We start from the raw sequence: 12,442 nt of genomic DNA, 5'->3' as shown, positions 1-12,442 counted from the left end.
GCATCGCCCGCGAGCGGGCTCCTACAGGGCATCGATGGGGGGCGGGGATCATGTGTAGAAGCTCCCGGCCAGGGTGCCGATCAGCAGGGTCCAGCCGTCGACCAACACGAACAGCATGATCTTGAACGGCAGCGAGATGATCATCGGCGAGACCATCATCATGCCCATCGACATCAGCACGCTGGCCACCACCAGGTCGATGATCAGGAACGGGATGAACAGCAGGAAGCCCATCTGGAACGCGGTCTTGAGCTCCGAGGTGACGAAGGCCGGCATCGCCACGCGCAGCGGCACGGCGTCCTTGCTGGCGTAGGGCTGGTCGCCGGCCAGATGCGTGAACATCTGCAGGTCGGCGTCACGGGTCTGGTCGAGCATGAAGCGCTTGAACGGCGCGGTGGCCGCCGGCAGCGCCTGCTCGGCGCTGAGCTGGCCGTCCATGTACGGCTTGACGCCATCGGTGTACGCCTTGTTCATGACCGGCGACATCACGAACAGGGTCAGGAACAGCGCCAGCCCCAGCAGCACCTGGTTCGGCGGCGTGGACTGCGTGCCCAGCGCCTGGCGCAGGAAGCCGAGCACGATGATGATCCGGGTGAACGAGGTCATCATCAGCAGCACCGCCGGCAGCAGGGTCAGCACCGTCATCAGGGCCAGTACCTGCAGCGACAGCGTCCAGTTCTGGCCGCCGCCCGGCGCGCTCTTCACGGTGAGCACGGGGATGCCGGCGCCCGTGGCGGACGGCAGGGTCGGCATGCTGATCGCCGACGTCGAGGGGGCCGCGGCCGGTGCGGACTGCGGCGTGGCGTGGCCGACCAGCGGCAGCAGGGCCAGGACCAGCAGCAGCACCAACTGCGCGAGACGGAGGGAGATGCGCGAGGCGATCATGGCGTGCGCTTCCAGCGGTTGAGCAGCTCGGCGAAGCCCGGTACCGGCGCGGCCGGCGGAGCGGCTTCCTCCGGCGGCGGCAGTTCGCCGTCGAACACGTGCAGAGTGCGCAGCCCGCCCGGGCCGGCACCGACCAGCAGGCGCTTGCCGTGGGCCTCGAGCAGCAGCACGCGGTCGCGCGCGCCGACTGCCAGCGTCTCCACGCAGCGGATGCGCCGGCCGCCGGGCACGGTGCGCGCCTGCAGGCGCTTGCTGAGCCAGCCGGCGGCGAAGATCAGGCCGATGATGCCGGCCAGGCTGAGCACCACACGCAGCAGCTCGGCACCGACGTTGAAGTCGGTCGCCGTGTTGGCGGCGGCAGCCGCGGCCGGCGCGGCCTGGGCAAGGAGGGCGAGCACGATGCGGTCCGCCTCAGCGCAGCTTGCGCACGCGCTCGGCGGGGCTGATCACGTCGGTCAGGCGGATGCCGAACTTCTCGTTGATCACCACCACTTCGCCGTGGGCCACCAGGGTGCCGTTGACGAACACGTCCAGCGGCTCGCCGGCGGCGCGGTCCAGCTCCACCACCGAGCCCTGGTTGAGCTGCAGCAGGTTGCGGATGCTGATGCGGGTACGGCCGACCTCCATCGCCAACGTGACCGGCACGTCGAGGATCATGTCGAGGTTGACGTCGTGGTGGTCCATGTTTTCCAGCGGAACGCGCTCGGCGGCGGCCTGGGCGGCTTCGGGCGTGGTGCTCATGACGGGTTCTGCTCCATGGAGAAATCACTGGTCTGGCGCGCCTCGCGGCGGCCGGCGGGGGCTTGGAATCGCACGGCCTTGTGGCCGTTGGTCTGGCCGTAGCGGCCGCGGAAGATCGGCACGTCCTCGGCGAATACGGTGGTCAGGTCGGGCATCGGCACCGGGATCACGTCGCCCGGGCGCAGTTGCAGGAAGTCGCCGATGGCCAGCTCGGTCTCCAGCAGCAGCGAGGTGATCTCGACCTCGGCGTCGAGGATTTCCTCGTGCAGGGTCTCGCTCCAGCGGTCGTCGCGGTCGACGCGGTCGCTCTGCACGCCGGCGTCGAGCAGGGTGCGGATCGGCTCGACCATCGCGTACGGCAGGGTCAGGTGGATCTCGCCGCCGCCGCCGTCCAGCTCGACGTGGAAGCGCGACACCACCACCGTCTCGGTCGGGCTGACGATGTTGGCGAACTGCGGGTTGATCTCGGAATTGAGGTACTCGAACTCCAGCGGCAGCACCGGCGCCCAGGCCTCGACCATGGCGGCGAACAGCTCGACCAGCATGATCTGGATCACCCGGTTCTCGGTGGCGGTGAAATCGCGACCCTCGATGCGGGCATGGAAGCGGCCGTCGCCGCCGAAGAAGTTGTCGATCACGGTGAACACCAGGCGTGGCTCCATCACCACCAGGGCGGTGCCGCGCAACGGCTTGATCTTCACCAGGTTGAGGTTGCTGGGCACGGCCAGGCCGTGCACGTACTCGGCGAACTTGACCATCTTCACGCCCAGCACCGAGACCTCGGCGGTCTTGCGCAGCACGTTGAACACGCCGGTGCGGAAGTAGCGCGCGAAGCGGTCGTTGACCATCTCCAGCGTGGGCAGGCGACCGCGCACGATGCGGTCCTGCTGGGTGAAGTCGTACTGGATGACGGCATCGCGCGGCATCGGCTCGTCGGTCTCGGTCTCGACCGCGCCGCCCTCCACGCCATTGAGGAGGGCATCGATTTCGTCCTGGGAAAGCAGGTCGCTCATCGCCGGTCTCCGTCGATCACTGCATCACGAAACTGGTGAAGTACAGGGCGTCGATGCCGGGCTTGCCGGTGCGCTCCTGCATGATCTTCTGCACCGCGGCCAGCGCCTGCGCCTGCAGCTTCTCCTTGCCGGCCGCGTCGATCAGGTTCTGGTAGCTCTGCCCGCTGAACAGCAGCAGCAGTTGGTTGCGGATCACCGGCTGGGCTTCCTTGGCGACATCCAGCGAGGCCTGCTCGTGGCTCATCAGCGTGACGCCCACCTGCAGGTAGCGCGCGGACTGGTCGTCGCGGAAATTGACCACGAAGGCCGGATCCAGCGGCAGGAACAGCTCTGGCTTCTTCTTCTCGGCGGCCAGCTCGGCGGCCTTGTCCGCCGGCGCATGCTTCGGCCCGAAGGCGGCATACAGCCCGGCGCCCGCACCACCGAGCACCAGCAGGGCGACGATGATGAGGATGATCAGCCGGCCGCGCTTCGGCTTGGGCGGAGCGATGGCGGCGGATTCGGGTGCGTCGTTGTCCATGTAACCCTCGGATGGATGCTGGCATGACAGGTCCCGCGCCGGGCGGGACATTCCGAGGGGGATTTAGCAAACGGCGTGCCATGCAGGCCGAGCCGCTTGGGAATGCGGGCTGGCGAGTGTTGCGGCAGTTTCTTGACGCGCGCCGGGAAGCCCGCGCGTCGGGTTCGCGACGGCATCACGTGGCGGCCGGAGGGCCGGCGTCAGCGTTCCGTCAGCGCAGCGCTTCGGGCGCCGGCGGCAGGATCAGCATGGCGTCGCCGTAGGAGAAGAACCGATAGCGCTCGGCCACCGCATGACGGTACGCCGCCAGCATGAACTCGCGCCCGGCCAGCGCCGACACCAGCATCAGCAGGGTCGACTGCGGCAGGTGGAAGTTGGTGATCAGCCCGTCGATGCTGGAGAAGCGGTAGCCGGGGAAGATGAAGATCTGGGTCTCGCCGGCGAACGGGTGCAGCTGGCCGTCCACGCTGGCGCTTTCCAGTGCCCGCACCACGGTGGTGCCCACCGCGATCACGCGCCCGCCGGCCGCCCGCGTGCGGCGCACCTGTTCCACCAGGTGGGCGCCGACGTTGAGCCACTCGCGGTGCATGTGGTGGTCCTTGATGTCGTCGGCCCGCACCGGCTGAAAGGTGCCGGCGCCCACGTGCAGGGTGACGTAGCCGCACTGCACGCCCTTCTGGCGCAGGCGCGCGAGGATCTCCTCGTCGAAGTGCAGGCCGGCGGTGGGTGCGGCCACCGCGCCGGGCTCGCGGGCGTAGACGGTCTGGTAGCGCTCCAGGTCGCTGGCCTCGGCGCCGCGCTCGATGTACGGCGGCAGCGGCATCTCGCCGAGCTTGTGCAGCAGCTTCTCCAGCGGCTCGTGCGACTCGAAGCGCAGGCGGAAGAATGCGTCTTCGCGACCCAGCACCACCGCGTGGCTGCCGTCGCCCAGCTCGATCCGCCCGCCCTCCTTCGGCTTCTTGCTCACGCCCAGCTGCACCACCGCCTCGTGCGCACCGGTGACCCGCTCGATCAGGATCTCCACCGCACCGCCGGTGTCCTTGCGTCCGTACAGCCGCGCCGGCAACACCCGGGTGTCGTTGAACACCAGCAGATCGCCCGGACGCAGGAAGTCGGGCAGCTCGCGGAACATCCGGTCCGTCATCGTGCCGACGGCCGCGTCCAGGTGCAGCAGGCGGCTGGCCGAACGCTCGGGCAGCGGCGCCTGGGCGATCAGCGCATTGGGCAGGTCGAAATCGAAATCGGACTTCTTCACGGGCTTGTGTCACCAACGACCCCGCCGGGCGCGGGAAAGCGGCGATTATCCTGCACGACGCCGTGAGCGGCACGTCCGTGTGGAACAATGCCCGCTCCGTCCCCCCCGTTCGCTGCATGCCACGACTGCTCGCCGACTGGCGTGACCGCACGACCCACCAACAGGTGTGGGCGCTGGCCGCTCCGATGATCGCCTCCAACCTCACCGTGCCGCTGGTGGCACTGGTGGACAGCACCGTGGCCGGCCACCTCGCCCACGCCGGCCAGCTCGGCGCGGTGGCAGTGGGCAGCGCCGTGTACACGCTGCCGATCTGGATCTTCGGCTTCCTGCGGATGGGGACGATCGGCTTCGCCGCGCAGGCCAGCGGACGTCGCGATGGCGATGCGCTGCGCCGGCTGCTGGTGCAGGCGCTGGGGCTGGCGGCCGGGCTGGCACTGCTGACGATCGGGCTTGCCCTGCCCCTGCTCGGCCCGTTGCTGCAGCTGATGAAGCCCTCGGCGACGCTGGACGCACTGACCCGCGACTATCTGCAGATCCGCCTGCTCGGCCTGCCCGCCGCACTGATGAACGCGGCGCTGGCCGGCTGGTTCCTCGGCATGCACCGTGCGCGGCTGGCACTGCGGGTGACCGTGCTGACCAACCTGGCGAACATCGCACTGAACCTGCTGTTCGTGCTGGGACTGCGCTGGGGCGTACCCGGCATCGCGGCGGCCTCGGCCTGCGGCGAGTGGCTGGGCGCGCTGGCCGGGCTGGCCGCGATCCGCGGCCAGCTGCGACGCTTCCAGGGACACCTGCATCCGTCGGCGCTGCGCCGCTGGTCAGCCTGGCGGCCGCTGCTCGGGGTCAACCGCGACATCCTGATCCGCAGCCTGGCGTTGCAGGGCGTGTTCTTCGCCGTCACCGTGCTGGGCACGCGGCTGGGCGACACGGTGGTCGCCGCCAACGCGCTGCTGCTGAATGGACTGATGGTCGCCGCGTTCGCGCTGGATGGGCTGGCCAATGCGGTGGAGGCGCTGGCCGGCCATGCCGTGGGTGCGGGCGACGGCAACGCGCTGCGCCGCGCGCTGGTGGTCGCCGGCGGCTGGTCGCTGCTCGGAAGCCTGGCCTTCACCGTACTGTTCGCGTTGGGCGGGCGCGTGTTCGTCGACCTGCAGACCGACATCGCACCGGTGCGCGCGGTGGCGTACGCCTACCTGCCCTATCTCGCCGTGCTGCCGCCGGTCGGCGTGTGGAGCTACCTGTTCGACGGCCTGTTCGTGGGCGCCACCCGCGCCCGCGAGATGCGCGACACCATGCTGTTCGCCGGTGCCGCGTTCCTGGCGCTGGCGATCGCCTTGCACCCGCTGGGCAACCACGGCCTGTGGCTGGCCTTCCTCGGCTTCATGGCAGTGCGGGCCGGTGCGATGGCGTGGATCGCCCGGCGCATCGCGCGGCGTGACGGCTGGGTCGCGCAGGCCCTGTAGGAGCGGTCAGAGCCAGCCTTTCTGCCGCGCCAGACGATACGCCTCGATGCGATTGCCGACGCCGAGCTTGCCGATCGCCTCGGACAGGTAGTTGCGCACGGTGCCGTGCGACAGGTGCAACTGGGTGGCGATGTCGCTGGCACTCTGACCCTCGCCGGCCAGGCGCAGCACCTGGCGCTCGCGATCGTTCAGCGGATCGGCTTCCGACCAGGCGTCCAGCGCGAGCTGCGGATCGATTGAGCGCCCGCCGCGGTGGACCATGCGCAGCGCCTCGGCCAGGTTCTCCGCCGGGGCGTCCTTGAGCAGATAACCGGACACGCCGGCCTCCAGTGCGCGGCGCAGGAAGCCGGGGCGGGCGAAGGTGGTCACGATGATCACCTTGATCGGCAGCTCGTGGCGCTGGATGCGCTGGGCCAGCTCCAGCCCGGTCAGGCCCGGCATCTCGATGTCGGTGACCAGCACGTCCGGCTTCAGCCGCTGGAGTTCGCGCCAGGCCGCCTCGCCGTCCGGCGCGCTGCCCAGCACCTCGATATCGCTTTCCAGGTTGAGCAATGCCGACAAGGCACCGCGGACCATCGCCTGGTCCTCGGCCAGCAGCACGCGGATCATGCGGCGCTCCCGATCGGTTGCGGGCGCGCGTCACGGCCAACCGCCGCCGGCATGGGCGCAGCCACCGGCACGGCGACGGTGATCGTGGTGCCCTTGCGCGGCGGCGAATCGATGGCGAGCGTGCCGCCAAGCGCGCGCACCCGCTCGCGCATGCCACTGACGCCGTTTCCATGCGCAGCCAGACCGCCGCATCCGTTGTCGCTGATCCGCATCCTGAGTTCGCCTTGCGCGTTGGAAATGTCGATGCGCGCCTCGGTGGCGCGCGCATGCCGGTGGATGTTGGTGACAGCCTCGCGCAGCACGAGTGCCAGCGGCGCCTCGATGGCGTGTGGCAGGTCCAGCGAATCGCAGCCGTCGCAGGCGAACACGATGCCCGAGGCCTCCAGCATCAGCCGCGCCGAGAGCAGCTCGGCCGCCAGGTCGCCTCGGCGCATGCCGGTGACCGCCGCGCGCACTTCGGCCAGTGCATGCCGGGCCACCCGCTCCACCTCTTCCATTTCGCGCTGCGCCAGGCCCGGATCGCGCAGGGCCAGCTTGCGCGCCAGCTCCGACTTGAGCGCCACCAGCGACAGCGTGTGGCCGAGCAGGTCGTGCAGGTCGCGGCCGATGCGTTCACGCTCGGCCAGCGTGGCGAGCCGGCGCACTTCCTCCTGCGACAACCGCAGCTCGGCGTCGCGCCGCACGCCGCGCATGTAGATCAGGTTGCTGAAGCCGCCCAACAAGGAGGCCAACGGCACCGCCACCAGCATGCTCTCCGGCGCACCTGCCAGGACAACCGCGGCTGCTGCCGCCGCGGAGGCCGCGATCACCGTGCCGATCCACGCGCGCCAGGACGGATGCAGCGCCATGGTGACGCCGGCGGCGATCAGATAGATGACGGCGCCCTGATTGAACGGCGCCAGCGCAAGCGCGGTGAGCACCAGGCCGGCGGCATGCATGGACATCTGGCGTACCGGCCGGATGTACATGCGCACGTAACAGAGCAGGTAGGGCACCAGCGAGAGGAGGGTCGCCGCGAGCCAGTACCGGTCGAAGCCCTTGTCCATCGGAAACTTGACCAGCGCAATGATGGAGAACAGCTGCAGACCCGCCTGCCAGCGCAGGTACAGCGGCGAGCGCAGCTGGCCGAGCAGCGACTCGGGATCGGGCCGGAACAGGCGATGGAAGGCCGCGGCGAACGGCCCTTGCCGCCCGCACGATGCCGCGGAATGCACGGGCATGCTCATGCGGCACTCCTGCCCGCGGCGGGGAGCGATACGACGGCGCCCCCCCCTGCCTCGCCCTGTTCCGGCGCAACGACCGGCTCGACCGCCGGTGCCCGCACCCGGATGGTGAGATGGGTGCCGCGCCCGCGCGGCGAGTCGATCGCCAGTTGCCCGCCGAGCGAACGCACCCGCTCGCGCATGCCGCGCAGGCCGTTGCCGTCCTCGGCGATGCCGCCGCGACCGTTGTCGCAGATGTCCAGCACCACGTCGCCATGGTCGCAGCGCAGGCGGATCCGCGCCTCGCTGGCGCGGGCGTGCCGCACGATGTTGGTCGAGGCCTCGCGGATCACCAGCGCCAGGTGCCGTTCCACGTCTTCGGGCAGAGCCGCCACGCCCAGTTCGTAGTCCAGGTGCACCCGCGACGAGGCCAGCAGCAGGCGCGCCGAGGCCAGCTCCGCGGCGAGGTCGGTGGCGCGGATCCCGGTGACCGCCGCGCGCACCTCGGCCAGTGCGTGCCGGGCCACCGCCTCGGCCTCGCTCATCTCGCGCCGGGCCGCCTCGCTGTCGCGGTCGAACAGCTTGCGCGACAGCTCCAGCTTCAGCGTGATCAGCGACAGCGTGTGGCCGAGCAGGTCGTGCAGGTCGCGGCCGATGCGCTCGCGCTCGGCGTTGGCGGCGAGCCGACGCACCTCCTCGTGCGACAGTCGAAGCTCGGCGTCCTTCTCGTTGCTGGTCCGCTCGGCGTTGATGATCAGGCCGATGATGAAGGTGACGATCGGCATGGTGAATGTTGCCTGCCACGGGTAGTGCAGCAGCCACGCCTCGGCCAACAGCGCCACGTTGAGCCCGGCGAGGGTCAGCATGTAGGTGCGGAACGGCATCCGGCAGGCCCGCAGCATCACGCAGCCGAACACGAAGTAGGTCATACCGCTGGGATACCAGGGCAGCAGCACCATGCACAGCAGCAGCATCCCCGCCGCGTAGGTGCGGGAGGCCCGACGCGAGGCGATGCAGCACATGCCATACAGCGCCAGGAACACCGGGTAGGACAGCGCGGTAAGCAGGAGCCAGTGCAGGTTCCAGGCGTCGCGATCGAATACCGGCGTGATGAACAGCCAGGCCGACCAGAGCAGGTGCACCGCATCGGTCCACGGCGACTTGCCGCGGGCCACGCTGTCGGCGACCAGCGAGTCCGGTGCCGGCTTCATCCAGGCAGGCAGGTTTGCAAGGCGCATGATCGGTTCCCTGCCGGTCGGCCGCGCATGGGCGGAAGCCATCAGCCTACCCGGCGCAGGCGGCGGGCCGCCAGCACGAGGAAAGCCGCCGCGAACGCAGCCAGCGCCAGCACGTGCGGCCACAGCGCCCCCTGGCCCATGCCCACCGCCGACAGGGTGAGCTGGTTGAGGTGATAGCTCGGCCATACCGGCGCCATGGCCTGCAGCGGCCTGGGCAGCATGCTCAACGGCAGCCACAGGCCGGACAGGAAGGCCATCGGCAGGTAGACCAGGTTGAGCAGGCCGGGCGCGCCCTGCCCCTTGATCAGCGTGCCGACGAACATGCCCAGCGCGCAGAACGGCAGCACCCCGAACGCGCCGGCCAACAGCATCGCCAGCACCCGCGCCGGCGTCAGGGTGACGCCGCCGAGGGTCAGGCCGAGGATGAGCAGCAATGCCGCCACCAGCGTGGCCATCGCCATCGCCATCACCATCTTGCCGAGCAGGTAGGCACCGGGCGGCATCGGCAGCGCGCGCTTGAGGGTGAGCAGGCCGCCCTCGCGCTCGATCGCCAGCGACGCGCCGAAGCCGAACAGGCCCGGGCCGATCACGCCGAACGTGGTGTAGCTGGCCAGCAGGTAGCGCGAGGCGTCGCTGCCGGAATGATTCAGCAACACGCCGAACATCAGGTAGAACACGGTGGAGAACAGCGTCACCGGCAGGATGAAGGAAGGCGCACGCAGGTAGCGCAGGCACTCGCTGCGGATCTCCTGCAGGTAGGCACCGGCGACGCGGCGACGCGACATCGTGATCCTTGCGTCCATCAGGCGGCCTCCCGGTCCTGGCGGCTGAGTTCGACGAAGGCTTCGGCCAGGCCAGCGCGACGCACCTCCAGTTCCGACAGCGCGATATCGGCGTCGAGCAGGCGACGCAGCACCGATTCGGCGGCGGCGGTGGTGACCACCAGTCGCCCCTCCTCGCGGCCGGCGGCGGTGACGTGGGTCCAGCCCGCCACCGCGTCGGCGTCGAGGTCGCTCAGGCAGCGGATGCGGGTCAGGCCGACGCGACCGCGCAGCTCGTCCACGCTGCCTTCGGTGATCACCCGGCCCTGCCCCATCACCACCACCCGCTGGGCCAGCGCCTCGGCCTCCTCCAGGTAATGCGTGGTCAGCACCACGGCACAGCCCTCGCCGACCAGGGTACGGATCGCCGCCCACAGCTTCTGGCGGGCCTCGATGTCCATGCCCACGGTGGGCTCGTCCAGGAACAGCAGGTCCGGCCAACCGCACAGCGCCAGCGCGAACTGCACCCGGCGCTGCTGCCCGCCGGAGAGCTTGCCGTAGGGCCGGGCCAGCAGGTCCTCGACACCGGCCAGCGCGGCGCTCTCGGCCAGCGGGCGCGGCGCGGGGTAGTAGCTGGCGGTCAGCCGCAGCAGCTCGCCCACGCGCAGGGTGGCGGGCAGCGCCGCCGACTGCAGCATCACGCCGATGCGCCGGCGCGAGGCCACGTCCTGCGGGTCGCGACCGAACAACTGCGCCTGGCCGGACTGCGGCCGCACCAGGCCGAGCAACACGCTGATCGAGGTGCTCTTGCCGGCGCCGTTGGGGCCGAGCAGGGCCAGCAGCTCGCCCGGGCGCACGGCCAGATCGAGCGTGTCCAGCGCTGTCAGCGCGCCGTAACGCTGGGTGACGCCGACGAGTTCGGCGACGGGGGGCGTCGAGGGGTTCATGCAGGCCTCCTTTGGATGGCCACAAAACTAGCCATGGCAGGCACTTGCGGCCACTCGCGGACATCAGCCGACACACCTGACAGGCGTCATGCGGGGTACCGGGAAAAGACCCCTCGCGCTATGCTTGGGGGATGCCTGAAGCCCGTCAGCCCTTATGCGGCGGTGCGTCAGACGGCCCGAAGGGCCTGCGGGAAGGCGCTCCGGATGCGGTGCGGCATTCCCGCCCCACATCACGAATCCGTCGGCCTGCTTTGCGTTCGGAGCGAGGCGCCGACGGAAGTTGAGGAGGAGCGTTATGCACGTCATTGAACAGCTGCGCGAACTGCGCGAATTCGGCGGCAAGCCGCGGACCACCGGCCTGGACGACGCCAGCATCGAGCGCATGGCTGCGCTGGATCCGATGCTGGGACAGGCGGTGACCGAGGCGGTGGCGCGCCATCGCGAGCTGCGCGCGGACCTGGCCGACTTCCTGAAGCTCGACGAGGCCGAGCAGCTGGCCCGCGCGCAGGCCGGCTACGTCAACTTCTATCCGGACGACGCGATCAACCCGTACCTGCCGGCCGCCGCGCGCGGTCCGTGGGTAGTCACGCTGAAGGGCGCGGTGGTCCACGACAACGGCGGCTACGGCATGCTCGGCTTCGGCCACAACGACCCGGTCGTGCTGGAGGCGATGAGCCGTCCGCAGGTGATGGCCAACGTGATGACCCCGAGCGTGGCGCAGCTGCGCATGAACGAGGCGCTGCGCCGCGAGATCGGTCACCGCCGTGGCGGCTTCCCGTTCGCCCGCTTCCTGTGCCTGAACTCCGGCTCCGAGGCGGTCGGCCTGGCCTGTCGCATCGCCGACGTCAACGCCAAGACGATGACCGACGCGGGCGGACGCCACGAAGGCCGCACGATCAAGCGACTGGCTGTGAAGGGCGCCTTCCACGGCCGCACCGACAAGCCGGCGCTGTACTCGGACTCCTCGCGCAAGACCTACAGCCAGTACCTGGCCAGCTACCGCCACGAAGAGAGCCTGATCACCGTCGCGCCGTATGACGTCGAGCAGCTCAAGGCCGCCTTCGCCGACGCCGACAAGCACGGCTGGTTCATCGAGGCGATGTTCCTGGAGCCGGTGATGGGCGAAGGCGACCCGGGCCGCGCGGTGACGCCGGAGTTCTACGCCGCCGCGCGCGAGCTGACCAAGGCGCACGGCACGCTGCTGCTGGTGGATTCGATCCAGGCCGGCCTGCGTGCGCACGGCGTGCTGTCGATCGTCGACTACCCCGGCTTCGAGAAGCTCGAGGCGCCGGACATGGAGACCTATTCCAAGGCGCTCAACGCCGGCCAGTACCCGATGTCGGTGCTGGTGGTGAACGAGCGTACGGCCGGCATGTACCGCAAGGGCATCTACGGCAACACCATGACCGCCAACCCGCGCGCGCTCGACGTGGCCTGCGCCACGCTGGGCCAGCTCAGCGATGCGGTGCGCGAGAACATCCGCGCGCGCGGCCAGGAGTTCGTCGCCAAGCTCAATGCGCTGAAGGACGAGCTCGGCGGCCTGATCACCAAGGTGCAGGGCACCGGCTTGCTGTTCTCCTGCGAGCTGGCCCCGCAGTTCAAGTGTTACGGCGACAACTCCACCGAGGAGTACATGCGCGAGCACGGCATCGGCGTGATCCACGGCGGCGCCAACTCGCTGCGCTTCACGCCGCACTTCAACTGCACCAGCGCCGAGGTGGATCTGGTGATTGCGCACGTGAAGCACGCGTTGCTGCACGGTCCCAAGCGCGCACAGGCCGAGGCGGCGTAACGCCCCTGCCGTGCCG

At 69.9% G+C, this 12,442-nt stretch carries 13 protein-coding genes; 2 read left to right on the top strand and 11 right to left on the bottom strand.

Annotated features, from left to right (window positions below; genetic code table 11):
* Nucleotides 1-48: 48 nt before the first annotated feature.
* The 6 genes from fliP to queA form a co-directional block, all read right to left on the bottom strand.
* Nucleotides 49-885 carry a flagellar type III secretion system pore protein FliP gene (fliP, locus tag NC595_RS08785; protein ID WP_253565983.1) on the bottom strand — a complete coding sequence of 279 codons (837 nt, stop codon included), beginning with the start codon at nucleotides 883-885 and terminating at the stop codon, nucleotides 49-51.
* Complete coding sequence (gene fliO, locus NC595_RS08780; protein WP_253565982.1) at nucleotides 882-1,283, bottom strand: flagellar biosynthetic protein FliO; 402 nt, start codon at nucleotides 1,281-1,283, stop codon at nucleotides 882-884. Before fliO ends, fliP begins: the two co-directional genes overlap by 4 nt.
* A gap of 13 nt (nucleotides 1,284-1,296) precedes the next feature.
* Nucleotides 1,297-1,569: a flagellar motor switch protein FliN gene (fliN, locus tag NC595_RS08775; RefSeq protein WP_236886551.1), complete on the bottom strand. Its 273-nt coding sequence runs from the start codon at nucleotides 1,567-1,569 to the stop codon at nucleotides 1,297-1,299.
* 53 nt (nucleotides 1,570-1,622) lie between these two features.
* Entirely contained in the window at nucleotides 1,623-2,639 is a 1,017-nt protein-coding gene (fliM, locus tag NC595_RS08770) for a flagellar motor switch protein FliM (protein ID WP_253565981.1), read from the bottom strand.
* 16 nt (nucleotides 2,640-2,655) lie between these two features.
* Nucleotides 2,656-3,159, bottom strand: a complete 504-nt coding sequence (locus tag NC595_RS08765) for a flagellar basal body-associated FliL family protein (protein ID WP_253565980.1) — start codon at nucleotides 3,157-3,159, stop codon at nucleotides 2,656-2,658.
* A gap of 211 nt (nucleotides 3,160-3,370) precedes the next feature.
* A complete protein-coding gene (queA, locus tag NC595_RS08760; protein ID WP_253565979.1) occupies nucleotides 3,371-4,414 on the bottom strand; it encodes a tRNA preQ1(34) S-adenosylmethionine ribosyltransferase-isomerase QueA in 1,044 nt (347 codons plus the stop codon).
* A gap of 116 nt (nucleotides 4,415-4,530) precedes the next feature.
* On the opposite strand from queA, the gene NC595_RS08755 reads away from it, so the two are divergent.
* Nucleotides 4,531-5,877, top strand: a complete 1,347-nt coding sequence (locus NC595_RS08755) for an MATE family efflux transporter (protein WP_253565978.1) — start codon at nucleotides 4,531-4,533, stop codon at nucleotides 5,875-5,877.
* Nucleotides 5,878-5,883: 6 nt separating this feature from the next.
* Here NC595_RS08755 and NC595_RS08750 read toward each other — a convergent pair whose 3' ends face one another.
* The 5 genes from NC595_RS08750 to NC595_RS08730 are packed head-to-tail and all read right to left on the bottom strand — an operon-like array spanning nucleotide 5,884 to nucleotide 10,634.
* Entirely contained in the window at nucleotides 5,884-6,486 is a 603-nt protein-coding gene (locus NC595_RS08750; protein ID WP_253565977.1) for a response regulator transcription factor, read from the bottom strand.
* Nucleotides 6,483-7,712 carry a sensor histidine kinase gene (locus NC595_RS08745; protein WP_253565976.1) on the bottom strand — a complete coding sequence of 410 codons (1,230 nt, stop codon included), beginning with the start codon at nucleotides 7,710-7,712 and terminating at the stop codon, nucleotides 6,483-6,485. The genes NC595_RS08750 and NC595_RS08745 overlap by 4 nt, the downstream gene beginning before the upstream one ends.
* On the bottom strand, nucleotides 7,709-8,926 hold the full coding sequence (locus tag NC595_RS08740; protein WP_253565975.1) for a sensor histidine kinase: 1,218 nt from the start codon (nucleotides 8,924-8,926) through the stop codon (nucleotides 7,709-7,711). The genes NC595_RS08745 and NC595_RS08740 overlap by 4 nt, the downstream gene beginning before the upstream one ends.
* A gap of 41 nt (nucleotides 8,927-8,967) precedes the next feature.
* Nucleotides 8,968-9,729, bottom strand: coding sequence for an ABC transporter permease (locus NC595_RS08735; protein ID WP_253565974.1), 762 nt, complete (start codon nucleotides 9,727-9,729; stop codon nucleotides 8,968-8,970).
* The gene (locus tag NC595_RS08730) at nucleotides 9,729-10,634 is read right to left on the bottom strand and encodes an ABC transporter ATP-binding protein (RefSeq protein WP_253565973.1); all 906 of its coding nucleotides are present in this window, start codon (nucleotides 10,632-10,634) and stop codon (nucleotides 9,729-9,731) included. Before NC595_RS08730 ends, NC595_RS08735 begins: the two co-directional genes overlap by 1 nt.
* A 295-nt stretch (nucleotides 10,635-10,929) precedes the next feature.
* On the opposite strand from NC595_RS08730, the gene NC595_RS08725 reads away from it, so the two are divergent.
* Nucleotides 10,930-12,426 (top strand): aminotransferase class III-fold pyridoxal phosphate-dependent enzyme, encoded by a 1,497-nt coding sequence (locus NC595_RS08725; RefSeq protein WP_253565972.1) that lies wholly within the window; start codon nucleotides 10,930-10,932, stop codon nucleotides 12,424-12,426.
* Nucleotides 12,427-12,442: the final 16 nt, after the last annotated feature.

The sequence above is a fragment of the Dyella lutea genome, assembly GCF_024158035.1.
In the GTDB taxonomy this organism is placed as follows: domain Bacteria; phylum Pseudomonadota; class Gammaproteobacteria; order Xanthomonadales; family Rhodanobacteraceae; genus Dyella_A; species Dyella_A lutea.
This window is presented reverse-complemented; position numbering and strand designations above follow the sequence as displayed.

Coding starts and splice junctions, on each gene's coding strand:
- fliM (WP_253565981.1), bottom strand. CDS start 2,639: ATGAGCGACCTGCTTTCCCAGGACGAAATCGATGCCCTCCTCAATGGC.
- NC595_RS08725 (WP_253565972.1), top strand. CDS start 10,930: ATGCACGTCATTGAACAGCTGCGCGAACTGCGCGAATTCGGCGGCAAG.
- NC595_RS08740 (WP_253565975.1), bottom strand. CDS start 8,926: ATGCGCCTTGCAAACCTGCCTGCCTGGATGAAGCCGGCACCGGACTCG.
- NC595_RS08750 (WP_253565977.1), bottom strand. CDS start 6,486: ATGATCCGCGTGCTGCTGGCCGAGGACCAGGCGATGGTCCGCGGTGCC.
- NC595_RS08745 (WP_253565976.1), bottom strand. CDS start 7,712: ATGAGCATGCCCGTGCATTCCGCGGCATCGTGCGGGCGGCAAGGGCCG.
- fliP (WP_253565983.1), bottom strand. CDS start 885: ATGATCGCCTCGCGCATCTCCCTCCGTCTCGCGCAGTTGGTGCTGCTG.
- NC595_RS08765 (WP_253565980.1), bottom strand. CDS start 3,159: ATGGACAACGACGCACCCGAATCCGCCGCCATCGCTCCGCCCAAGCCG.
- NC595_RS08730 (WP_253565973.1), bottom strand. CDS start 10,634: ATGAACCCCTCGACGCCCCCCGTCGCCGAACTCGTCGGCGTCACCCAG.
- fliN (WP_236886551.1), bottom strand. CDS start 1,569: ATGGACCACCACGACGTCAACCTCGACATGATCCTCGACGTGCCGGTC.
- NC595_RS08735 (WP_253565974.1), bottom strand. CDS start 9,729: ATGGACGCAAGGATCACGATGTCGCGTCGCCGCGTCGCCGGTGCCTAC.
- NC595_RS08755 (WP_253565978.1), top strand. CDS start 4,531: ATGCCACGACTGCTCGCCGACTGGCGTGACCGCACGACCCACCAACAG.